15 protein-coding genes and 1 pseudogene are annotated in these 23,018 nt (G+C 58.8%); 7 read left to right on the top strand and 9 right to left on the bottom strand.

Features of this window, described 5'->3' with window-relative positions; genetic code table 11:
* Positions 1-827 precede the first annotated feature (827 nt).
* Positions 828-3,479, top strand: coding sequence for a PAS domain S-box protein (locus tag CVM73_RS18725; RefSeq protein ID WP_100233392.1), 2,652 nt, complete (start codon positions 828-830; stop codon positions 3,477-3,479).
* 147 nt (positions 3,480-3,626) lie between these two features.
* On the opposite strand, the pseudogene CVM73_RS41000 reads toward CVM73_RS18725, so the two are convergent.
* Positions 3,627-3,776: pseudogene (locus CVM73_RS41000) on the bottom strand (Rieske 2Fe-2S domain-containing protein); the annotation flags it as partial.
* Positions 3,777-3,977: 201 nt separating this feature from the next.
* Here CVM73_RS41000 and CVM73_RS18715 point away from each other — a divergent pair.
* On the top strand, positions 3,978-4,955 hold the full coding sequence (locus CVM73_RS18715; protein ID WP_100233391.1) for a LysR family transcriptional regulator: 978 nt from the start codon (positions 3,978-3,980) through the stop codon (positions 4,953-4,955).
* Positions 4,956-5,480: 525 nt separating this feature from the next.
* Positions 5,481-5,993, top strand: a complete 513-nt coding sequence (locus CVM73_RS18710; RefSeq protein ID WP_245452338.1) for an Mpo1 family 2-hydroxy fatty acid dioxygenase — start codon at positions 5,481-5,483, stop codon at positions 5,991-5,993.
* Between the two features lie 143 nt (positions 5,994-6,136).
* Here the strand turns inward: CVM73_RS18710 and CVM73_RS18705 are convergent, their stop codons facing one another.
* The 3 genes from CVM73_RS18705 to CVM73_RS39215 all read right to left on the bottom strand — a co-directional run bounded on the left by CVM73_RS18705 (position 6,137) and on the right by CVM73_RS39215 (position 8,890).
* Positions 6,137-6,403, bottom strand: coding sequence for a hypothetical protein (locus tag CVM73_RS18705; protein WP_100233389.1), 267 nt, complete (start codon positions 6,401-6,403; stop codon positions 6,137-6,139).
* 648 nt (positions 6,404-7,051) lie between these two features.
* The gene (locus CVM73_RS18695; protein WP_100233387.1) at positions 7,052-8,377 is read right to left on the bottom strand and encodes a DUF3422 family protein; all 1,326 of its coding nucleotides are present in this window, start codon (positions 8,375-8,377) and stop codon (positions 7,052-7,054) included.
* A gap of 87 nt (positions 8,378-8,464) precedes the next feature.
* Positions 8,465-8,890 carry a hypothetical protein gene (locus CVM73_RS39215; RefSeq protein WP_146006612.1) on the bottom strand — a complete coding sequence of 142 codons (426 nt, stop codon included), beginning with the start codon at positions 8,888-8,890 and terminating at the stop codon, positions 8,465-8,467.
* Between the two features lie 804 nt (positions 8,891-9,694).
* On the opposite strand from CVM73_RS39215, the gene CVM73_RS18685 reads away from it, so the two are divergent.
* The 3 genes from CVM73_RS18685 to CVM73_RS18675 are packed head-to-tail and all read left to right on the top strand — an operon-like array spanning position 9,695 to position 12,858.
* Positions 9,695-11,275 (top strand): amidophosphoribosyltransferase, encoded by a 1,581-nt coding sequence (locus tag CVM73_RS18685; protein WP_245452337.1) that lies wholly within the window; start codon positions 9,695-9,697, stop codon positions 11,273-11,275.
* Positions 11,272-11,952: an HAD family hydrolase gene (locus CVM73_RS18680; RefSeq protein WP_100233385.1), complete on the top strand. Its 681-nt coding sequence runs from the start codon at positions 11,272-11,274 to the stop codon at positions 11,950-11,952. Before CVM73_RS18685 ends, CVM73_RS18680 begins: the two co-directional genes overlap by 4 nt.
* A 3-nt stretch (positions 11,953-11,955) precedes the next feature.
* Positions 11,956-12,858: an NAD(P)-dependent oxidoreductase gene (locus tag CVM73_RS18675; protein ID WP_100233384.1), complete on the top strand. Its 903-nt coding sequence runs from the start codon at positions 11,956-11,958 to the stop codon at positions 12,856-12,858.
* Between the two features lie 709 nt (positions 12,859-13,567).
* Here the strand turns inward: CVM73_RS18675 and CVM73_RS18670 are convergent.
* The 4 genes from CVM73_RS18670 to CVM73_RS18655 form a co-directional block, all read right to left on the bottom strand.
* Positions 13,568-15,034, bottom strand: coding sequence for an NAD-dependent succinate-semialdehyde dehydrogenase (locus CVM73_RS18670; RefSeq protein WP_100233383.1), 1,467 nt, complete (start codon positions 15,032-15,034; stop codon positions 13,568-13,570).
* A gap of 9 nt (positions 15,035-15,043) precedes the next feature.
* Positions 15,044-15,973 (bottom strand): dihydrodipicolinate synthase family protein, encoded by a 930-nt coding sequence (locus CVM73_RS18665; protein ID WP_100233382.1) that lies wholly within the window; start codon positions 15,971-15,973, stop codon positions 15,044-15,046.
* A 172-nt stretch (positions 15,974-16,145) separates the two neighbouring features.
* Positions 16,146-17,297, bottom strand: coding sequence for a glycoside hydrolase family 88 protein (locus tag CVM73_RS18660; RefSeq protein ID WP_158237579.1), 1,152 nt, complete (start codon positions 17,295-17,297; stop codon positions 16,146-16,148).
* Positions 17,298-17,554: 257 nt separating this feature from the next.
* Entirely contained in the window at positions 17,555-18,757 is a 1,203-nt protein-coding gene (locus tag CVM73_RS18655; protein WP_100233380.1) for a CaiB/BaiF CoA transferase family protein, read from the bottom strand.
* A gap of 261 nt (positions 18,758-19,018) precedes the next feature.
* On the opposite strand from CVM73_RS18655, the gene CVM73_RS18650 reads away from it, so the two are divergent.
* Positions 19,019-20,110 carry a LacI family DNA-binding transcriptional regulator gene (locus CVM73_RS18650; RefSeq protein ID WP_100233379.1) on the top strand — a complete coding sequence of 364 codons (1,092 nt, stop codon included), beginning with the start codon at positions 19,019-19,021 and terminating at the stop codon, positions 20,108-20,110.
* Positions 20,111-20,272: 162 nt separating this feature from the next.
* On the opposite strand, the gene CVM73_RS18645 is transcribed toward CVM73_RS18650, so the two are convergent.
* Entirely contained in the window at positions 20,273-22,906 is a 2,634-nt protein-coding gene (locus tag CVM73_RS18645) for a CehA/McbA family metallohydrolase (RefSeq protein ID WP_245452336.1), read from the bottom strand.
* Between the last annotated feature and the right edge of the window lie 112 nt (positions 22,907-23,018).

Genomic DNA, 23,018 nt, shown 5'->3' with positions numbered 1-23,018 from the left:
AAAGGGTTTTGGTGCGTTCACGGTGCAGCTATCTCCATGATTTAGTCGATGGTCGCGGGCTTGCCGTCTTAACTCCCATTTTCGAGCAGATTGCGTTGGCAATAGCCATCGGACAATCGGACAGAGTTGATATCCCTTATCTACACTTTCGATATCGCGGCTTGGGCCACGCGAGGAGGATGTTTAAGGAGATGGCAAAAGGTTCCCTCCGAAGCGCAGGTGCCTTTCGTGCTTGCGGCGCCGCAGTCATACTCTTATCGACGCGGCTGGCGCTCGCTGCCAGCGCAGTGGAAGCCATCGTGCAAGCGGTACGACAGAGACCTCTTATCGTGTTTCGATAACGCTGCTGCATCGCTAAAGACGGCGGGCGCTTCTAGTGAGCCGAAACAGCGAATACCAAGAAAATCGTTACGAATTTCGGTCCGATCGATTTCAAGATAATCGATCCGCATGCACCGCAAACCGCTGCCAGCCCCTTCCGGAGATCATGCCGTTGAACACCTGCATAGCCACGCCCGGCATCCAGCACGAGTACCAACTTCGGAGTGAGCGATGAAATTGTGATTGACCGGACGGCACCCCAAGGCTGCGGCACGCTACTCAAGGAGGATGGCTAAGCGTGAGACGAAGGTAACTTCCTATGGGAGCGTTGGATATCTAAGGTTTAAAAGGCATATACGAAGGTTTGTAATGCCTTGTTTCGACTGTGCTTATTTCAGCGGCCGACGTAGAAAGCGCTTAGGAACACCTGTCCGGGTCGGATAAATTACTGTATTTTTTGTCTGATCATTAATCTATCCCGCCAGAAGGGCCGGACGGCTACAGACATGTTTAACCAGCTTACCACGTTGGAACGTTCAGGAACGCAGTTTATCTTGGGTAGCATTACTCTAGCGGCGGTGACGCTGGCTTCTTTGTATGTTCACAGCCCTTTCGCGGCCACGGCATTCGCTTATCTGGTGGTGATCTTGCTGTTTGCGCTGATGGGCAGCTTCATCGCATCGCTGGCCCTTTCCATCCTCTCCGTCGCTACCTTAGCCTACGTGTTCACGCCGCCCACGTTCAGTCCTCGGATCGACGATCCCCAGGACCTTTTGGTGGTTGTCGCTTTCCTTACTGCGTCAATCGTCGGAACGCACCTGATAGGAAAAATTCGTCACAAATGGGAATTTGCGCGTGAGACCGCAGCCAAGCTACGGCACAGTGCGGCCGATCTGCATACTCGCGAGAAACTGTGGCGGGCGATCTTTGAGCATAACCCGGCCATGTACTTCATGGTTGATGAAGCCGGGACGGTCCTGAACGTCAATACTTTCGGAGCGACCCAACTCGGTTATACGCCAGTCGAACTAATCGGCCTATCCGTACTGCAGGTCTTTCCGAAAAACGATCATGAGCTCGTTAGCAAATGCATTGGGAGTTGTTTTACAGATATCGGCCAGGCGCGCACCTGGGACATCCAAAAAATCAGAAAGGATGGCTCGGTGCTGTGGGTACGCGAAAACGCCAAAGCCATGCTGTGGGCCGAAGACAAGCCCATCGTCCTCATTGCCTGCGAAGATATCACTGAGCAAAAGCGGACAGGACTTGCGCTGCAGCGAAGCGAAGCCCATTTGGCACAGGCGCAGGAATTGAGTCACACCGGCAGCTTCGGCTGGAACGCCGCCGGCGAGGTCTTTTGGTCGAAGGAGAATTTCCGGCTTTTCGGATACGATCCAGACGTCAAACCGACACCGCAACACGTCCTTGACCGCACCCACCCAGAGGATAAGGCTTCCGTCCAGGAGACGTTGGATCGAGCATCGCGAGGCGAGGACTTCGAGCACGAATACCGACTGCTGATGCCCGACGGATCAATAAAGCACATTCACGCACTAGCACGGGCCACGAGAACAGCATCTGGCGATGTCGAGTTTGTCGGGGCGGCGATCGACATCACAGCAGCGAAGCAGACGGAACGGCAACTACGCCGTAGCGAGGCCTATCTCGCCGACGCGCAGCAGCTCAGTCGCACAGGCACTTGGGCCTGGGACTGCCACCGTCGCTGTTTTGCATATCGCTCCGTCGAAGTCAGTCGTTTGTTTGGCTTCGATCCGGAAGAGCCCGTGACGCTTGAGGCCATCCGTTCCCGTATTCATCCAGATGATTTGCCGCTGCAGCAGGAAGTGCAACGTCGGGCTATTGAACAGAAATCAGGGAACTTCGAATATGATTTTCGGATCTGTCTTCCCGATGGCGCGATACGGCACATACATGCCATTGCGCACGCCGTGTTGGGAAGCGATGGCTCGACCGTCGAGCTCATCGGAACGCATATCGATATCACTGAGCAACACGCAGCCAGGGAAAGGTTAGAAAGCACCCTTGCTGCGCTACGTGAGAGCGAGCAACGTTTCCGTGACTACGCGGAAACTGCTTCCGATTGGCTATGGGAGACCGGGCCAGACCACCGGCTCACCTTATCGGAGCACACGAGCGCTACGGGCCTCTTGGCCACAGGGGCCATTGGCCTGCCTCGCTGGGAAATTGCGTGCGACGTTGAAGAAGAACCGGAGAAATGGCGGCAGCATCGGGCCAGACTCAACGCACATCTCCCATTTCGCGATCTGATCTATCGCACCATCAGCGCGACTGGGACGGCAATTTACTTCCGGACCAGTGGCAAGCCTTTTTTTGATGAAAGTGGCAACTTTCGCGGCTACCGTGGCGTCGCCACCGACATCACGGCAAAAATTCGCGCAGATCAGGCAGAACAAGAGCTGCGGAAGGCACAGGCAGATCTTGCGCATGTTACGCGCGTGACCACGCTGGGGGAACTAACAGCCTCAATCGCCCACGAGGTAAACCAGCCGCTTGCGGCCATTATCAGCAACGCCGATGCGTGCCTCGGCTGGATAGGCCGCGAAACTCCGGATGTTGCCGGCGCGCGCCGATCAGTAGAGTGGATCATCGAGGATGCGATGCGGGCAAGTGAGGTCATCCGCAGGGTCCGCACGCTTGCGAAGAAAGGTGATATCGAGAGGGTAGCGCTCGACATCAATGAGGTCGTGAACGAGGCCATCGCGCTGGTGACACGTGAGCTGGTTAATCACCAAGTGACCCTGCGAACTGAGCTGGCGCCAACACTTCCCGCGATCCTCGGTGACCGGGTTCAGCTGCAACAGGTGATCATCAATCTGGTGATGAACGGAATCGAGGCGATGCAAGCAGTTGACGACCGTACGCGCGAACTGGTGGTTCAATCATCAAAGGACAATAACGGCCGCGTGCAGCTCTCTGTGAGTGATTGCGGGGGCGGAATTGCTGAGGATGATAGGGTCCGCATCTTAGATCCGTTTTTCACCACCAAATCAACTGGCCTTGGAATGGGTCTGTCGATCTGTCGTTCGATCATAGAAGCTCATGGAGGCCGCCTATCGATCGTCCGCAAGCAAGAGCCGGGCGCGACCTTTCGATTTGCCTTGCCGGTCGCGCCCTGATTGGGAGCTTTGAGTATCGGCGCGATCGCAAAAAGCTGATGGCCCGACAGGTTTATGTCTTTATGCTTCAAGCGAACGCATCGATGCATCGAAGCGAATCTTTTGCAGTGGGAGGTTCAGATGCCGTCCAATTTGGATCGGCCCATAATGCCGCTCAGCGACCGGAAAGGCACGCACGCAGGCCGACGGATTGATCGTCTTCTGTGCAGGCATGTAGGAGCAGCGGCCGGCCGAATTGAAGACCAGCCCGTGATAGCCGCACATAACGTCATCGCCCTTGAGATGCCCCAGCTGCAGCCGCGTACCAGGCATTGAGCGGGAAGGGTTTTGGTGCGTTCACGGTGCAGCTATCTCCATGATTTAGTCGATGGTCGCGGGCTTGCCGTCTTAACTCCCATTTTCGAGCAGATTGCGTTGGCAATAGCCATCGGACAATCGGACAGAGTTGATATCCCTTATCTACTCTTTCGATATGGCGGCTTGGGCCACGCGAGGAGGATGTTTAAGGAGATGGCGAAAGATTGGGATCCACTCGCGATTGATTTTGCCGCGATCCGTACCTTGCGCTTGGTGTCGGAACTGGGTTCGTTTTCGAAAGCCGCCGAAGTGCTCGGTACGAACCAATCGACGATCAGCTACACGATGGACCGGCTACGCGCGGCGTTCCACGACAAGCTGTTCGTGCGCCAGCGCGGCGGTATCGCGCCAACGCCCCGCTGCGTCGAGATCGTCGAGTGTGCCAGCCGCCTGCTTGAGGGCTTTGAGGGCCTCATGCAGCCGACGGATTTTGATCCCGCCAGAGCGTCCGGGCGGGTCACGATCGCCTGCAACTATTACGAACGCTCAATGATTCTGCCGCGTACAATCGCCGAGATTAGGCGCCTAGCGCCGCGCCTGGTGCTGGAGATCAAGGCGGCACGCGCCAAAGGCATCGCGTATCTCAAACGCGGCGAAGCCGATCTTCTCCTCGGCCCCTACGACGTGCAGGAGGACAGCCTCTATCATCGCAATCTGCTGGATGACCACTACGTGTGCGTCATGCACCGCGGCCATCCGCTCGCCGGCAGAAGGCTGCGCGTCGACGACTATGTCAAGGCGAGCCATGCCGTCGTCACCTATGGCGGCACCTGGCGCTCAGGCTACCTCAGAGAGCTCGATGAACGCGGTCTGTCGCTCAACCGGGTAGTCACGGTACCGAGCATCTCAGATCTCACCCACATTCTCCCCGGCACGGATCTGATCTCGACGGTGCCAAGCCGCATCGCTTCGAACATCGCCAAATCCGTCATAGCAACGTCATGTCCTTTCCCCGAACCGTTTCAGATCGGGATGACCTGGACGTCCCGGACGCATCATTCCGCCGCCCACCGGTGGCTGCGGCAACTCATGGCCCGAATTGCCGGCGCTCTGCCGTACAAGGCGGCTCTCGCCGCGCCGTCTGGGCGCACCCGCGGCGGTGCCAATTCCAGAGCTTGAATTGGCTGCCTGCCGGCACGTCGGTCTCTCCGCTCCTTTCGAATTTGACGACCCCTCCTCTATTCTCACTAAGCCGCCGACTTGCCGACGGCCCTGCACAACTAAGTCGGTTTCCGGCAGTCCGATCAGATGAGGCGGCTTCGTTAAGTTCCAATCGGACGAGCTCTGGCCGTCCTGCAACGCGGATCGGAACGAGAAAACCGAGGTTGCCGGTGCCATGCTGTCGGCTTCAAAGAGTGTTGCTTCCGCGCGTATCGAGCGCGCGCACCAAGCTTACTGCTCGGTCTTGCCCGGCGACGACGAAACGAACCTGCGGCCTTCGCCGTCTTCGTCATCGAACATATTCAAGTCATTGAAAGAGCAAGTTACACGAATCTATCAAGTATGATGTTTTTGGTAGATTTGACATGAGGCTTTCCTGCGCGTAAGCACCGAAAATGTTTTTTGACAGTGGGCCAGCAGATGGGTTTGGCAGACGATGAATCGTGCCGTGGCCGCGGACACAGCCAGCAAGGCGAGTGCGGCTTGAACTCCTCTTTCCATCGGCTGCTCGCGGATTACGTGGAGTATCATCGCGCCCCCTGGAATTGCGCGATGCACGTCTTCGGCATCCTGTTCTTGTTTCTGGCTGTCAGTCTTCCGCTCAGCCGTTGGGTCATCACACTATTCGGGATCCACATCAGCGTGGCGGCCATCGCGCTCGCGCCTGTGCTGATCCTTTGGTTCGTGCTCGACTTCGAGCTTGGCGCCGCGATCCTTGGCGCTGTGATCGCATTGCTTGGAGCTGCGGCCGTGATCCTCAAGCATGTGACGACCGTCGGAATGTGGTCGCTTACTGCCGCCCTGATTGTGCTCGGCGTTGCATCGCTGATCATTGGGCACTCGGTGTTCGAGCGCCGGCGGCCGGCAATGGTCGACAATCCTAGCCATCTATTGGTCGGCCCCATGTTTGTCATGGCGAAGTTGGTTGTCGCGCTCGGCTTTCGGCACGATCTCGGCGTCATCGTCGGGAAGCGTCGCCAGGCGCCTTTCCGGTGACCATATTTTCTCGCTACCGTCGCTTCGCGAGGGTCAATTTGAATGTTTTGGATTTTTGTGCGCAGCTCGATGAAGGTGGGGATGCCGGCCTCTAGACTGCCAGACGGACGCCTGCGTACCTCGTTGAATCTATTTTGATGAGTTCAGCCAACCAGGGCTCCAACTACGACTCGACCTGATCTACCCATGACGCAAGAGGTCGGCATAAAGTCGGCGATGCGTGCGATACCCGCCTCATCGATCTGGGCATAGATCTCGATGTCGTCGAGCCGGTGCGCCACCAGGAAGGCGGTTCGCACCTCGAGGCCGACCGCGAGCGTCTGGCGATATGATGGTCTGGCCGGTGAGTGAGCTTGCGCTTTGATCTTGGGTATCGTGGTATATTCAAGGCACATCGTGGCGCGCAGCATTAAGCTTCGAAGTGATCATCGTCCATGGCAGCAGCATCCTCATCGCGCCAGCGATCGATCCCGGTCAGGGCGAGGACCGCGCATGGTCGAGCGGAGCGATGGCACGAGCCAACTGGAGCCTTGTTGGCCTTCGCCCCATTGATTTTCGCGTTGGGGATCTTCAGGGTGCCGGCAGCGGCTTAAGGATCAACTTACACAGCATGGTTCCGATCGAACGAGCTGTCCAAAATCAGGAGAACAGGCCGACCGGAATAGGTCGCGCGCACTTCGGCTCCTGCGGCCACTTTTCCTTCCACAGCACGAGTTCGTTGTTACGATGGACGCTAAGATGCTCCCCCGGAAGACACACTCGTCTCCCATCGCGGAGGCAAAATAGCGAAGTCGGCGTCGCTATTCGCTGCAACATAATTCTCCCATCAACAATGTCGCCCCGCCCGAGTAGATCGGCCGGGGCGACGAGGAAGGTGAAGGCTTCAGCCTGATCTGGTCCCGTCCCAGCCGTCGCAACGGCGACTGACCCGATCCACTCGCCCGGCTCGTCCGGGCGGGGCATTACCTTGCGCAGGAGCCGGCCGCGATCTTGCGGCAGCGTCGCACTCCGACTATGCGAGCTTCGCAGGACGGACGCACCGATTCCCTCAAGGAGTTTTAGTCGCAAGTAACCGAGGGCGCGTCATCGTGCTTGAGGTGTCGCTTTCGGACATTGTAACTCACCAGCCAGATCACGCCGACCGCGATCGGCACGAAGGCTGCGGTCAAGAACGAGGGCTCTACTCGCAGTCCGACATCATGCGCGCCCTTGGCAAGATAACTAAACAGGCTGACCACATAATATCCGATCGCCCCAACCGACAATCCTTCGACCGTGCACTGCAGCCGAAGTTGCTGTCTCGCGCGCTCGTTGATAGCCTGCAACAGGTCACGATTCTGTCGTTCGATTTCGACGTCGACCCGGGTTCGCAACAAATCGGCGACCCGCGCGAGCTTGACCGACAAAGTTGCCTGGCGATCCTCCACAGTTGCGCAGGTTCGCATCGCCGGCGCCATCCGGCGTGCCAGAAACGACGACCAGGTTGGATAGCCCGAGACATCGTTGCCTTCGATGATGGATAGTCGCGATTGGACCAGCTCGTTATAGGCCCTGCTGGCGCCGAATCGAAACAGGCTGCCAGTCGCCCCTCTTTCGAAGGAGGCGGCCAGAGCCGTCAGCTCGGCAAGCAGATGGTTGTTGAACTGCAGCCCCTCACCGGTTTGCATTTTCTCGAGCGCCTCTACAAGACGGCGGTCGATGCGATCAACAGATGGTGCAAGCTCAAGGGCTGCCGACAGGCCAAGCAGCGCCAATGGACGGTAGGTCTCGATTTCCAGAAGCCGTTGCACCAGCGCTCCGAGATCGTGCGACGTCAACCCGAGGTCGCAGACGAGGATTTTCGTGAAGCCTTTTTCGTCTACGCGGAAGTCTGAAGCGGCAACTGCTGCGCCGCTCTTTGTGGCGACCATGGCCAGGCTGTTCTTGTCAAAAATCTGTTCGGCCCTCCTGGTCGGCGAGGCGTCCCGCTCCACTTCTAGCCTGATCGCGACCAGCAACTGTCCGGTCTGACGTAACGCGCGGATCAGCGATCGGACGGTGCCATCAACTTTGTTAAAATGGTCTGCGGCAGAACAATTTGCGTTAGTCCAGATCCACGTGAAGGTTGTAAATTCCGAATGCTGCTCCCAGCGTAGCGTAGCGGGCCCGATGACAATCTGATGAAGTTTCGCCGATTGCTCAGGCGGCGTAAGATTGCGCTCCAGGCAAAAATCAATAAAACGGCAGCGATCGCTTGTGGCCGCCTCGCCCTGTGCAAGAAACGCGAAGTGGATCACGCTGAAGGGCGAAACAAGGCGCGTGAAGGGGCGCGCGTGCACTTCGCCGAGCACAGCGTCGCGTTGCGGATGTGGCGTGAAGGTTCGCAGATCCAGTTCATCGATCATGTATTGACGCCTCCCTTCAGAGTGAGCAGGCAACCGTCAGCCTTGACGCCGGAGGCAATGGCGGTGCTGGGAAACGGTTGCGCGCGGCTAGCTTGCTGATCGAGTCATGTCGATGATCACTACCGAGGCCGCCCTGAACTCGGGAAAGAAGTCTTGCGGGAGGAAGGTCAGGCCAGGCAGATTGAGATGGTGCCGCCTCATCCAGCTTTCGAATGACGCCAGGCGCTCTTCTGAAAGCAGTTGTCCGGTGGGATGACCGATGCCGCGCGAGGCCGTGGCAAGCAGGAACGTCTTCCGTTCTCCCAGCGTGGTACAGATAAACGACTTCCGGTGCGGCAACCGCATTGTCGATTGACGGATCGAGGCCCAAACTCGGCTCCCATGTTTTGCCGGCGCCACACCTCCTGGCGCCGAGAGCCGCTGCAGGATTTGGGCCAGCACTATAGAAGGGGCACTCTCGCGTCTTTTTTGCGCAATGTGGCTTTCGAAGACAGGCGGAGGCGGTTCAGACATGAGGGCGCTTGTATTCTCACAGAATGCGCACGTGGCACAGGCCACAGTGAAGGGGTTGTTTTCGGCAAGGTGATCGCTCACCCGGACGCTGCCATTGTTTGAGCGGCCACGCTCTGGTTGGATTTGTCGATGCAGAGCCATGCGAGTGACCCCGCGCGCCCACCGGGCAAGGCTCGGCGATGGTTGATAACGTCACGTCGCGTGAGGTTGACTGGATCAAGCATAGAGCCTCTCCTGCAGCGCAAGCGTTGCGGCTCGACCGGTTGTCGCAGCGAGGCAGACCCTATTCCGTTCATGCCGTGTTCGGACCAGCGTGCGCACAGCGGCATCAAATGTGACTTGGCCAAAGAACGCAGGTTAGCTTGAGTCCATTCGTTACTCTGACCCGCACACGGACGGGCGCACTTCGTCTGTCCAGACCCGGCGGGCCGGTCTCGGCAACCGCCCGATGCACTCGCACTGCATCATCTGCCGATTCTTGCTCGCAAAATTCGAAAATACCAGCTCGCCGCTATCTGGCCTGCTTAGAGCCCGTAAAGACCCGCTTTGGTGGCTTGCCGTGGCGCTTTTCGCTCACTGTCGTCGCATCCTGAACACCGTGTGAGGGCCTGAACGACGCACAAGACGCACTGAGCGGCTAGAATGCCTCATCTTCCAATTCTCCTCGCTCCAGAAATGCCAGCCCGTATACTCAGAGCATTGGTACGACGCTTGCTAAGGATGAACCGAAGTTTCGCCTTCATAGGCAGATTTGCCATGCGAGGCGGCCCGCCAGATCGGCTCCTTAACAAGTAGGTGACTTATATGTCCGGTGTCGCCGGTGCATTTCTCTGCGCTTCAAGCGAACCATCGCCGCGCGTTGTTGATCAGCTAAAGAAAATGATTCCGACACTTGCACTCCGTGGGCAAGCAGGTGTCGTGGTCTCCGCCTTCATGCAAGAGCGTGGGATCCGATGCGGAAGGGCGTTTCAATCGAACGACAATTCAGTGCGCATTGACTGCATCGAACAGGAGCCGCGCCTTCGGCCTCATGTCGCAATCGCCCAGATCCGTAGCAGATCCTGTGGAACTGGGGGTGACGGCGATGTGCAGTCAATTCCTAGCCGCCATTTTGCAATTTCTCTGGATGGCGCCTTGGTGAACGCCCGTGAGCTCAGGAGCGAATTACGCGCTCAGGGCCAACTGATAGCTCCCAACACAGACACCGAGCTCTTGCTGAGGTGGATTGAACGATCTTGCGAACAAGAATATTGGCGTCACGGCTTGCCCGCAGACTACGAAGCTATCTTTCGCGAGCTTGATGATCGTATCGATGGTGCCATTACCGCGCTTTTGCTAGATAAGAACGGAGATCTTGTTGCATACCGCAATCGAAGCGGCTTGCGACCATTGGAGACTATGCGGACAAACGATGGATTGTTGCTCTTTGCTTCTGAAACTTGTGCCTTCGCCGGCTTGGAAGGTAAGATCCAGCAGCTCTCGCCTGGGAGCATACAGCGCGTGGATGCTAAGACGGGCGGCAGCGTTGACCACCCCCTGAACAGCCGAGGATGTAAGGCCAAACTCTGCGCCTACGAGACTCTCTATTTGGGAAGTCCGAACACATCGGTCGAAGGCCATTCACATCGCCAGACCCGTTACAACATCGGGCTCGCCTTGGGAAGAATTGTTGCGGAGCGAGTTCAAGCAGAGCCATTCTTGATGCCGCCAATCGTGTCCTCCATGCCAAATACTGGGGGGCCGTACGCCGACGGTCTGTTTGACTCTCTCGCCGAACAGGGCGTTCTCGCCGAGCGCCGTGACGCAGTGGCAACGCAATTTCCTGAGCGAACGCTCCTGGGCAAACCCAGGGCCCGGCAATCTCGCATTGCTCAGAAGTATCGAGTGTCGGAACCTGCCGTCGCTAAGCGGACGATAATAGTTGTCGACGAGGCCCTCATTCGAGGCGATACCAGCCAAGCCGTCACAACGATGCTCCTTGCCGCTGGAGCCAAGGCCGTACATTGGGCGATTGGTTCGCCGCCTATAGTTGCTCCAAACTACTACGGCATGGGTATTGATACGCTAGATGAGCTCGCATTCTGGCAGGCATTGAAGCGGTTGCCGCCCGAACTGCGCGCCCAGTGCCTTAGCTTTCACAGGATGGACCCGCCAGCCCTCAGACTCATTGAAAGCAACATTGCGACGGCGATCCAAGCAGCAACAATAACTTATCTGCCTTTCCGCGCCCTAGTATCCATATTGGCCAACAGGCTAGAGGGCATCGATTTGTCCCCCTTCACGTTGGAGATGCCCACCCCCGCTGGACGGCAGCGCGCGGCCAGAAACTTGGCAGCGTTGCTGGCGGCTCTTCCCGTCAATCCCCGTCTGAGGTCAGGATCATGAAGCCCGCGCTCGTATTTGACTGGAACGGAACACTGCTCGATGACACGTACGCGCTGCTCGAAACGACCAATGTCATTTTGGACCGCTTTGGTCGTCCGAGCATCGATATAAAGACCTTTCGAGATCATTGTGATGTTCCCCTCTCTCGTCTCTACCTTAGCCTTGGAATGTCGCGCGAAGAGATTGGGGCAGTGGAGCGTGACGATGGCGCACTGTTTCACGACTTATACGAGCCTCTTGCGGACAAGGCCGATCTACGTGAGGGGGCGCGCAGAGTGCTCGAGATAGCGCGACGACAATCCGCTCTACTCATCATCCTCAGCAACCACATAGTCGCGCCTCTACAGTCCCAACTGAGGAGGCTTGGAGTAGATCACTACATCACCGATGTGCTCGCTTTTGAAAGCCGGGCCACGCAATACAAATCGATGAGCAAAGGAGAGCGACTTCGGCTTTATATGCAAAGGTACGACCTGAAGCCCGCATCAACCTTCATCATCGGCGATATGCCCGTGGAGGCTGATATTGCACGTAATCTCGGGCTGACAAGCATATCCATTACCGGAGGATTTGTTTCGACCTCGCGCCTGCAAGCCGCGCGGCCAGATTACACGATCAACAACCATCACGAGCTGCTGCCCATCCTGCAAAGCCGTGGCTACTTTTCGGGATGCTAAGTCATGAGCAAGGGACCATCAGCGAGCGCGGCTCCCAGACTGATCAAGCAGAGCGTAGGGCTTATCGGAGCGGGGCGCATGGGAACAGGTATAGGCATCAGTCTGCTGCGTCAGCAACGCGAACTCCACATCAAAGTCAACAAGAACCGCTTCGGTGCTGATCGCCTGACAGGAGCAGGGGCCCGCGAGCATACGTCAATCGCTGAGTTGGCGCAGCATGTAAGTGCTGTGGTGTTGTCCTTACCGTCCAGCCGCGAAGTTGAGACCGTGTGCCTCGATCACGATGGACTGTTTGATCACATGTGCCGAGGAGGTTTGATAATTGATTGTACGACCTCGTATCCCGCATCGACCATTGCGTTGGCGAAAACGGCGCAAAGACGAGGTCTAAGCTTTATTGATGCTCCAGTAACACGAAGCCCCGAGCAAGCAGAGCTCGGCCTTCTCAATGCGATGGTTGGATCGGATGCAACGCTCTTTCCCGTCGCCGAACGCATTCTTGCTGCGTTTTGCGAGACGGTTATGCATGTTGGAGATGTCGGACACGGCCACAAGCTCAAGCTTGTTTACAACAGCATGACTATGGGCATAGCTGCGGTCGCCGCCGAGGTCTGCCAATTCGCGGATGGTCTTCAGATAGATCTTGTAACGCTACGCTCTTTGGTCAGTCGGGGCTCTACGAACAGTGGAATATTCCAAGCCTTCGCCGCCTTTTTGCTGGGAGAGAAACCAGATGCACTGGCAATCTCGATTGCAAATGCTGCAAAGGACATCGAATGTGCTGTGCGCCTAGCGCGCGAGAGTGCCGTTTCCGTGCCGGTCCTGGATGCTGCCGCCCAGGAATTCAAGCTCTCGGTTGTCGCAGGCAAAGGTGAACTGACCCTACCACATTTGGCCCGACCATAAACGCTTCGTATGACTCCAAGCGGGCCATTTTTTCCACCACCCCGTGCTGTCCCCTGGAATCCCTCGGCATCGAGGCCGATGATCACACGAGATGGTCAGCATCTTCAAAGAAGTCAGCGGCTTTTCTTATAACGATGGGATGGAGTTCGATCCAAACAGCGTCAAGGTCAATCGCATTCGCGAGTAATCCGAGTATGGCGGCCTGCGGATCAGCGCCGACGCATTGGTCGATACCGCTAAGGCCCGTATCGTTATCGATATGGCCTTTGGTGATGCGGTCGAACCGGGTCTACTGGAAATGGACCTGTCGGTTCTCCACGATCTTCCTGCTCCGCATCTGTGCGCTTATGCGCGCGAGATGGGTCCTCGCCGGGAACTTCCAGGCGTGGTCATGCTGGGCCGCGCCAATATTCGTGGTGCTCGCGGGCGATCATTGGCGCGGAGGTTTGAGGGCTTTGGCACACACAGCTGTTATCCGTCCGCACTGATTTTCCGGCCAAAGTATCTTACTTCTGCTCCCGCCTGAATGAACAATAAGGTGTCAGTCCAGCAAAGAAAAAGAACCGCTGCCGGATTGCACCGACAGCGGCTGAAGTCTGGGGAGAAGGCAGACGTACCGGTCTGCCAGCGGAGAAGAGCGGCGCGCTCGAGGCGATCCGGCCGCACTAACGAAGTCGTTCTGCTCCGGTTTGGAATTTGGATTCCGAGTCTAGCTCGCTTGGCTCACAAATTTTGTGTTGAGATAGCCCTCGATTGCCTCGAGGCCACCTTCGGAACCGAAGCCGGATTCCTTCGTTCCTCCGAAGGGCACTTCGGGAAGCCCAAGCCCATGATGATTGATCGACACCATCCCGCATTGGAGATCGGCCCCGATCGCGGCCATCGTTGCGGCGGATCGCGTGTAGGCGTAGGCGGCGAGCCCGTAAGGCAGTCGATTGGCCTCCGCGACAACCTCGTCATAGGTTTCAAACCGCGCAATCGGGGCGACGGGGCCGAACGGCTCTTCATTCATGATGCGAGCTTGAGGCGGAACATCGGTCAGGACCGTCGGCTCAAAGAAGTATCCCGCATTGCCGATACGCTTGCCGCCGGTGCACAACTGGGCGCCGCAATCGAGAGCGTCCGCGACAAAGCTCTCCATTGCATCGACCCGCCGCGAATTGGCGAGCGGCCCCATCCGGCTATCTCTTTCAAGGCCATTGCCAACCTTGATCGCGCTGGCCTCGGCAACGAACCTCTTGACGAAATCTTCATAGATACTCTCATGCACCAGAAACCGTGTCGGCGAGACGCAGACTTGGCCCGCATTGCGGAACTTGTTCGCCGATAAGATTCTTGCGGCTTTCTCGATGTCGGCATCCGGGAAAACGATGGCAGGCGCATGCCCGCCGAGCTCCATGGTGGCGCGCTTCATATGGGCGCCGGCAAGGGCTGCGAGATGCTTTCCGACCACAGTCGAACCGGTGAAGGAGACTTTCCGGACGATAGGATGGCGTATGAGATAATCTGAAACTTCGGATGGCACCCCGAAGACGAGATTGATCACACCCGCCGGCAAGCCCGCATTCGCGAAACTACGCACCAGCTCCATGCAGCTCGCTGGCGTTTCTTCAGGTCCCTTGACTATGATGGAGCAGCCCGCTGCAAGGCTGGCGGAGATCTTCCGTACGGCCTGGTTGATCGGAAAATTCCACGGCGTAAATGCCGCAACCGGCCCGACCGGCTCCTTGGTCACGAGCTGGGCAATATTGGCAAAGCGCGCCGGCACGATCCGCCCATAAACGCGCCGCCCTTCCTCGGCCAGCCAGTCGATGATATCGGCAGCAAGGAGCGCTTCAGCACTCGACTCGCTGAGCGGCTTACCCTGTTCGAGCGTCATGATCGATGCGATGTCGGTTGCGCGCGAGCGTATGAGATCGGCGGCCTTGCGCATCGTCCTGTATCGGTCAAAGGCCGAAACCTTTCGCCAAATCTCGAAGCCCTCCTTAGCGGCCATGATCGCACGATCGAGATCGCCGCGGGACGCATAAGGAGTTTCGCCAATTGGCTGTCCGGTCGCGGGGTTGAGGATCTTTTCGGTGCGATCTGCCTCCCCTTCTGTCCATTCGCCGGCAATGAACATCCTAATCTTGGGGTACACAGGTTCTGCCTGGGTCGCTTGCTCCTTGCGCTTCATGCCCTCACCTCAATGTGCCCAGCGAAGAGCCAGCGGATTGAGCTCACGCGCAAGTTCGATCAGTCCGGCTCTCGTCGCGGGATGGATCTGCTCGAGCGGATGCCGCACGGCTTCGCATTTGATCACGCCACCTTCAGCCATCACGCTCTTGGCCGCGCGCAGACCGCACTGGCGGTTTTCGAAATTGATGAGCGGCAGCACCCTTGCATACGCAAGAGCTGCTTCCTGCCTGCAGCCCGCTTTGTGATGATCGAGCACTGGGCGGAGCAGATCGGGCAGCAGCGCGCTTGACATTGTTCCGATCGCGCCGGCGTCGAGGTCTGCCATCATGGTGACGGCCTCCTCCCCGTCAAAAGGACCAATGATGACCTCACCGCCGAGCTCGATCAGACTGCGCAGCTTGGCAGCCGCAAACGGCACCTCGATCTTGAAATATCTGGCGAGCGGCACCTCGCAAGCGAGCCGGACGAGAAACGGGACCGTCAATGTCACGCCGGAGAGCGGCGCGTCCTGGACCATGATTGGAATCCCGGCTGCGTCTGCGACCCGGCCGAAATGCCCGATCATAGCGCCTTCATCAGCCTTGAGGCTTGCACCATGATAAGGCGGCGTCAGCATGAGGAGGCTTGCGCCACGTTCGGCCGCATAGCGGGCGCGTTGTACTGCAATCTGGGTGCTGAAATGGCTGCAGGTCACCATGACTGGCTTGCGGCCCGCGACATGGGAAAGACAGAGTTCGACCAGAATGTCACGTTCCTGATCGGACAGCAGGAACTGCTCGGAATAGTTCGCCAGAATGCAGATCCCGTCCACACCTTGATCAATCATGCAATCGAGAACGCGTCGCTGCCCTTCGAGATCGAGATCTCCAGAGTCCGTAAACGGCGTCGGAGCGACCGGGAACAAGCCGCGATAGATGGGAGTTTTCGCATTTCTCATGTAGAGGTTTCCAGACAGGAGGCAGTCAGTTGCTGTCGAACTCGATCAGCCCATCGCGAACATCCAAGGAGGAGCCGATGCCGTCGCACTTTTTGGACAGATTGACTGGCCTGGCGTCACAAACAGATTGGTTTGAGGCTTGCTCGCGTTGGAAGCCTTTAGCGCCTCCTCATTAGATCCAGCCAGGCGGCACCAGATCCGTCAGGATGGCAAGGCATTCAAACAGGAAGTAGCTTCCGAAGATCAGCTCGACGTTCTGGGCCGCATCGATATCGCGCACGATCGCCTTTCGGGTGAAGCAGCCGCCGGTGAGCATTCCAGGCGGGCGCGGATCATCGGGAGCAGTCGGTGTCAGAAATTTCGAGATCAGCTGAGTAACTGTGCGCTCTGCAAATGCCCGATATTTGGCGCCGCGCTCAGGACCAAGTGCGGATGCGAGGCGCAGCGCTGCGGCAGCAGCGATAGCAGTGGCCGCAGTATCCCTGCTGGTGTTGGGGATCGCCGGATCGTCGAAATCCCAGAAGGCAATGAGATCCGCAGGGACATGGTCGATCCACCAGTCGAGAAGGCGTACGGCGTAGTCGCGCCACAGCGGTTCCTCCGGACGGACCATGGCGGCGTGAGCGGTGTAGAGCATCGCCCATCCCTGCGCCCGGCCCCAGGTGCTGATATCGCTATATCCCTTGTGCGTGTGCGTTCTGAGCACCTGGCCGGTGCGTGGATCAAGGGTGGAAGACTGGATGACTGAATTGTCCTGCCGTACGTGGATCTCCAGGACACGCCGCATATGTGCATTGGCGACCTCCTCCATCCGAGCATCGGAAAGCTCCTCCGCGGCCCAATAGAGCAGGCCTGTCGCCTGGAGCGAGTCGATGCTGCTCTCGGCGGCTCCGACTGCGTTCGCCTCCTCGGCATCACTGCCCAACGGTATCAGCCCGAGGTGCGGATCGAACATATCACGAAGCGACCTAGCAGCTGTCAGAGCCACCGCGCGCGCGTTTTCTTCCTTGAACAGGATGCTGGCCAGGGCGCCAGCATGATAGAAGCCGAAACCCTTGAAGGCCGTCAGGCGCTCGGCACGCGGCAACATTCGGTCTAGCGCAGCACGCGCGTCTTCGATTGGGAACTGCCTGGGATCAGCGAGATGCGCGAGCCAAAGCTCACCGACAAATGCTCCGCCGGTCCAATCACCATCGGGCGTAAACGTCCATTTTCCGTCGGCAGCACTGGCCCAATGCGGCAAGCCCGAGCGTGCAGCGTCCCTGGTCTCGGCAATGCGCTTCAGCATACGCTCGCGCGCGGGCAGATATTGGTTTTCCGACATGGCTTCTGGTCCAACATAAAACTCGTCGCGCGGCTTTGGCCTGGCAACTTGAAGTTCTCTACGAACGGCCCTGGGCTGGCGTGAACGGTCAGTGTTCACGAGACTTCCAAGCCTGCTACGCATCCGCGTGGGTTGCATCGCTGCCGAGGAGCACGTCTCATCAGCAGCACCGAAAGGAGAGCCGCGCGCAAGTTTATGCCGATCACCATGCCCCTCCTGACGTAAGCGTGCTACTTTCGAAAAGTCTCTTTGTTCGTTTATTGATGCGAGACCGCAGCGCCGATGGCGCCAATATCGTAAAGATGCTTCAATTTCCTGGCGTCATAGCCCAGCTCCTTCAGAATCTCTTCCGTTTGAGCACCGAGCTTTTGCGGCGGCAAACGCACGTCCGGCTGCTCGCCGTCGTAGCGGACGGGATGGCTGACAAGGGTGATGGGAGTTCCGGTCGCGCCGGTCACGACCTGGAAATTTTTGTTGTGCGCGATCTGTGGATCTGCAACGACGTCGGCATAATCGTTCACCGCAGCGTGCCAAATTCCACGCGCCTCGAACAGGACGATGCATTCCGTGGTTGAGCGTTTAGCGACGTTGGCGGCAATCATGGCTGAGGCCTCGTCCCGCCGGCGATACGCCTCCTCGTCAGGAATTCGCTGATCGGCCGGAAGGCCAAGCGCGTCTGAGAGCGCCTCCAGCGATCCCAAAGAGATCGCAATGTGTCCATCGCGTGTTGCATAGATGCCGTAAGGCGCGCCGTAGTACCAGCCGGCCACGGGGCCCGGCTGACGGACGTCGTCAGGCCTTTGGCCGTTCAGGTAGCAGGTAAAAGACTCCATCTGCAGGTCGAGCGCGGCCGACAGCAGGCTAACATCGACGCGGCAGCCCTGCCCCGTCCGCGCCTTCCTCACCAGGGCAGCCAGGATCCCCGCCGCAAACAAGGCGGCGCCGTGATGATCGATGGCGGAAACGCCGACAGCCCGCGGCCCCTGCTCGCGGCTTCCGGTGATCATTGCAAGTCCTGATAACGCCTGGATCAAGAGATCCTGGCCTGGGCGATCGACGTAGGGCCCGTCAGGACCGTAGCCGGAGGCAGCGGCATAGATGATCTGCGGATTGATCTTCCTTGCATCATCGTACCCGAGACCAAGCTTGTCGAGCACACCCGGGCGGAAGTTCTCTGCGATCACATCCGATTGCGCGATCAGTTGCTTGGCGATGGCCACGGCTTCGGGTTTTTTCAGATCGAGCGTGAGGCTGCGCTTGTTGCGGTTTCCCGTCAGAAGCAACATCGACTGGCCATCAACCCGCTTGTCCGCCCCTCCCCATTTCCTCTGAAAGGCCCCTCCGGGCGGTTCCACGGCGATCACGTCCGCACCGAGGTCGGCAAGAAACTGCACGCCGACCGGACCCATCAGAAAGTGATTGAGGCTGAGGACACGAATGCCCTTCAAGAGATCGACCATACATTCCTGCTTTCGGTTTACCTGAGATCGAGCTGCTTTGCTCTCGATTTCTGAAATCGATTTCAGCGTTAGGCTGACCAAGAACCAGAGTCAAGCGAATCAACCGCTTTCGAATGAGATTCGCTTCGTCCCGCTCCATCTGCACATGAGAGGGCGAGAAATAGCCCCGATGGCCCGCATACAGGGCTTGAGAAGGTGGCGCTCGTGATGGTTTAACCCTTTTGAGGGGAGACCCTCTCCCTCTCCTGGTAGCTAACGCAAATGGACAAGAAACCTGTAATCGCGCCAAAAGGCCGCCAGCAGCCGCGCGTGAAGATCGAGGACGTTGCCCGGAAGGCGAATGTATCGCCTGCGACGGTGTCGCGCGTGCTTAATCATCCCGATATCGTCCGGCCGGAGCTTCGCGACAGGGTCATGCGGCACATCAATGACCTGGCCTACACGCGCGATAGCGCAGCCAGAGCATTGAAATCGGGACGTATGCGGACCGTCGGCGTCATCGTTCCGACGCTGGCGCTCGGCATCTTTGCAGAAGGCGTGGAAGCGCTCCAGAACCGCCTCAGCGAAAGCGGCTACACGCTGTTCATTGCGAATTCGCAATATGACCAGCGGCGTGAATTTCAGGAACTGCAAAGTCTCATTGAACGGGGCATCGATGGAATCGTGCTGGTCGGAGCTTCCCACGGACGGGAGCTGAGGAGCCTGATCGAACAGGCAGGCGTACCCGTCATCACCACCTACGTTGCCAAGGCCGGCGGCGGTATCCCCGCGATCGGGATCGACAATGAAAGCGCCACCCGCGAGATGACGGAGTATCTGCTAAGGCTCGGACACGTCCGTTTTGGCGCGATTGCCAACGTTGTTGCTGCGTCAAATGACCGATCCCGCGCCAGGCTCGAGGGAATTCAGCGTGCGCTCTCGGACGCCGGTCTCCCGCTCAAGCCAACCCAGATCGTCAAGGCCGATTATTCGCTGGCTCAGGGCCGTAGTGCCCTTCGTCAACTCCTCACCGATCATCCGGACACGACCGCAGTAATCTGCACCACCGACACGCTTGCCATCGGTGCAATGGCAGAGGCTCGCAAAATGGGGCTGGCCGTACCGGCCACGCTTTCCATCACAGGATTTGACGACGTGGAGCTGGCGGCGCAAATGGACCCGCCGCTCACGACAGTCAGTGTTCCGGCAGCAGAAATCGGCCGGGGAGCCGCCGATTATCTCATCAATGCCATTGCCGGAAGTCCTGTCCCGAGAAGCGTCGTGTTGCCCTACCGGCTCGTCATGCGGTCATCGAGCGCCCCGCCGCGGCCCAGCGTCCGTCCCGCCCGCCGCGGGCGCAGTCGAGATCATTGACCGGCCCACGGTCCTGATAACTATTTCAGGACCGTATCCTGGCCTTCCCATCCCAGGACCCGGTGACGCAAGCTGCTCGTCCCATTTCACTAATCAAACGTAAGTAGAGTTGGCTGACCATACGACGCGCCCCCTGCCGACCGTCGGTGCACAAGAGGCTTCTCAATGCTCGCGTTCAACGTGGACGGAGTGAACGGGCGCGTGGTGGTGGCTGGCGCCCAGTTCGTGCAGTCTATGATGCAGGCGATGATGCGCAAGTTCCAGGGCAGCTCGCAGCCGCGAGTGTCGGGCTTCGTCGGACTTGGGAGCGAGCGTGTCCATATAGGCGATCGATCCCTCGATTTGTGCAAGAACCGACACTGCATCCGCGGTGGCAAAGATGGGCATACCGCCTACTTTGACATAGACTGCACTGGTGTGCGCCGCAATGTCGGCCTCGCGCCCGGCGACACTGCCCCGAACGCGCAGAGCGATCCAACATGACTCGCTGATGGGCAGGGAGAGCTGCCCCTTGCACGACAAGCCCCCGCATCGAACCTCCTCGAGGACCGTGCCGTTACAGATGAGCTCCACCCGCGCCGGCGGAACGCTGACCGATTCGATCCGCCACTCGATCGTGAGGGTGCCGCCTGAACGGGGAAGGGCCACCGTGCCTCCAGGACGACGTCCTTCAACGGTCATCTCAACCAGAGGTCCGACCGTGATGAACGTGTCCCCGCTGCGTACGGCATCCATCCAGTTGCGATACGTGAAGTCGCGTTCGCCCAGCTGCACATAAGTCCGCGCGCCCCCGAGGAGTGCGGCCGCGTCCATCTTGTCGGAGCCCGCCACCAGTGGCAGATGGTATCCAATATTGAGGTAGCGATACCAGTCGGCAAGACCAAATGCGCTGATCTGCGCGGTCCGCGGGTTGAACGACATCATTTCGATGGCGTCGACAAGGCCGAGCACAATGTCGGCCGCACGTTCCGCCTGCGGGTTCGGCGCATGCGGCATTACGACCAGTCCCCCTTGCTGACGGCAGCGCTCCGCCCAGTCGGCCATGGTCGCTTCCAGAACATGGCCGATCGCAGCTTCGTTGGATCCGCCGCAAGAGAGCGGATTGATCATCTCACCTTCGTAGCCGAGCAGCGATATGTGCCCCAGAACCTGCATCCGGTTCTCCGTGCCGATCCGAACCAGGAATTCTCCGTCTCCGCCGAAATCCTTTGCCCCGATCGTCGTGCGTCCGTCGAAATCGGCGACGTTGGTGAATAGCTCGCCCCACTGTGCAGCGAGCAAGTTGACGACGTTGACACCCTCCGCTTTGCCCTCAAGCAGCGCCGTCTGCGGGCTCAGGAAATGGACGTGCGTATCAGAGCTGACCCACCCCTGTTCGCGCCAGCGCAGTACACGATCTAGCTCAAAGGTGAGATTGTCCGTCGTTGCAGTGATTTCGACGATGGTGCGCAGCGGGCGCACCTCAAAACCCCTGCAGATCTCTACGAACACGGGCCCGAGCGGCAAGTCCGCCTCGCAACTGCCGTCCACGTAGGCGTACTGGTTCAGCCCATTGGCAAATTCGCCCGAGAAGTCCTCGAACCTGCCGGTATTGACCTTGCGGTGATGTCCCTTGGGTGGCAGATACTCTCCGTGCGCACCGTGGACATGCAGCCGCGCGGCAACGCGCACGCCGCTGCCCTTCTCCACGATGCGAATCTTGACCGGCCTTGTGGCCGGTTCGACTGTCGCCACGGTGAGCGAGGCGCCGCCTGCGTTACCGCCACCTTCCAACGATCGAAGATCGAACATGTGCAAGCGGCCATCCTCGGAGCGCAGATAGAGCCTTGCGTCCGGATGCGCGGAGTACTCGACGATGACTTCGCTGGCGGAGCGCACGGGCTGCACATCAACTTTGGCGCCCAGCCAATCCGCCCTGGAGTACTCGAGCGCTGCGCGGGCCGAGGTGACCGTGCCGAGGTCCATGCCGATCTGCTCGCCTCGATCGTCGACATCGAGCTCGCCAAGCTTGTTGAGATGAACCCCGGGCGGCAGCCTCACCTTCAGCTTGCGACGGCCCTGGAGGCGCAGCGGGTGCTGGGTGAGCGTTGTCCTGGTCACCGCGAACACGAGCGAGATTTCCTGCTCCGCGCGCAAGGTTAGCGCCGAAAGCTCCTTGTCCGGATAGGGATTCGGGAGCGCGTAAAGCCACAGGTTCTCACCCTGTCGATCCATGCGTCCCGATTGGGTGCGGGCCTCGCCCTGAAAGAAGCTCGCCCCCGGCGCTCTGCCGAGTACAAAGTCTTCGCCGGTGCTTGCATGCACGATGGGCGCGCGTAGCGGCAGGGCGGCGAACGCACTCGCACTCCAGGAGATGTGGTTCTGCTGGATCGCGAAGCGGCGCAGCACCGGCACTTCGGTCTCGGTCCCGTCGGCGTAGCGGAGCCCGTATGTCGCGACCCGGTCGCCAAGTAGATTGCCTTCCACAGGCAGCGTAGCCGGGCCGATCTCTCCAAAACCCTCGGGGCTTGTACTGGGGCGGTCTGCCGCCACTTGCACGAACAGCACATAGCTCGCCATTGCCCGCGGCAACGCAATTGCGGCAGGAGGGGCCCCGGGGCGCAGCTCCAGCACATCCGGCCCCGTTTCGCTGGCGAAGAGAAAGGGCATGCCACGATGGGTCTGGAGCCCGCGAAGCGAATCGATCCAGCCAGTGTCACCCGGGCGAGCGCCGAACCCTTCGGCATTTGCGCGGCTGGCGTTGAAATGTCGCTTCAAGTCCACAGGCGTGAAGTGCGGCGATGAAGGTGTTTTCATGCTTCGGACTCCAGTTTCAGCAACTCAGTGCCGCGTAAGCAGTCTTTGTGTTGTGAATGACTGCTCTCGCAAGGACGCTTGCGCCGACCCCATGCTCAAAGGGATACGCGCG

Origin of the sequence: Bradyrhizobium forestalis, assembly GCF_002795245.1 — a bacterium.
GTDB classification, from domain to species: domain Bacteria; phylum Pseudomonadota; class Alphaproteobacteria; order Rhizobiales; family Xanthobacteraceae; genus Bradyrhizobium; species Bradyrhizobium forestalis.
Note: the sequence above shows the minus strand (reverse complement) of the source record. Positions and strands in the feature narration are given on the sequence as shown.

Bases quoted from the DNA above. Each gene is read 5' to 3' on its own strand.
- CVM73_RS18725 (WP_100233392.1), top strand. From the start codon at position 828: ATGTTTAACCAGCTTACCACGTTGGAACGTTCAGGAACGCAGTTTATC.
- CVM73_RS18715 (WP_100233391.1), top strand. From the start codon at position 3,978: ATGTTTAAGGAGATGGCGAAAGATTGGGATCCACTCGCGATTGATTTT.
- CVM73_RS18705 (WP_100233389.1), bottom strand. From the start codon at position 6,403: ATGCTGCGCGCCACGATGTGCCTTGAATATACCACGATACCCAAGATC.
- CVM73_RS18695 (WP_100233387.1), bottom strand. From the start codon at position 8,377: ATGATCGATGAACTGGATCTGCGAACCTTCACGCCACATCCGCAACGC.
- CVM73_RS39215 (WP_146006612.1), bottom strand. From the start codon at position 8,890: ATGTCTGAACCGCCTCCGCCTGTCTTCGAAAGCCACATTGCGCAAAAA.
- CVM73_RS18685 (WP_245452337.1), top strand. From the start codon at position 9,695: ATGTCCGGTGTCGCCGGTGCATTTCTCTGCGCTTCAAGCGAACCATCG.
- CVM73_RS18680 (WP_100233385.1), top strand. From the start codon at position 11,272: ATGAAGCCCGCGCTCGTATTTGACTGGAACGGAACACTGCTCGATGAC.
- CVM73_RS18675 (WP_100233384.1), top strand. From the start codon at position 11,956: ATGAGCAAGGGACCATCAGCGAGCGCGGCTCCCAGACTGATCAAGCAG.
- CVM73_RS18670 (WP_100233383.1), bottom strand. From the start codon at position 15,034: ATGAAGCGCAAGGAGCAAGCGACCCAGGCAGAACCTGTGTACCCCAAG.
- CVM73_RS18665 (WP_100233382.1), bottom strand. From the start codon at position 15,973: ATGAGAAATGCGAAAACTCCCATCTATCGCGGCTTGTTCCCGGTCGCT.
- CVM73_RS18660 (WP_158237579.1), bottom strand. From the start codon at position 17,297: ATGTCGGAAAACCAATATCTGCCCGCGCGCGAGCGTATGCTGAAGCGC.
- CVM73_RS18655 (WP_100233380.1), bottom strand. From the start codon at position 18,757: ATGGTCGATCTCTTGAAGGGCATTCGTGTCCTCAGCCTCAATCACTTT.
- CVM73_RS18650 (WP_100233379.1), top strand. From the start codon at position 19,019: ATGGACAAGAAACCTGTAATCGCGCCAAAAGGCCGCCAGCAGCCGCGC.
- CVM73_RS18645 (WP_245452336.1), bottom strand. From the start codon at position 22,906: ATGAAAACACCTTCATCGCCGCACTTCACGCCTGTGGACTTGAAGCGA.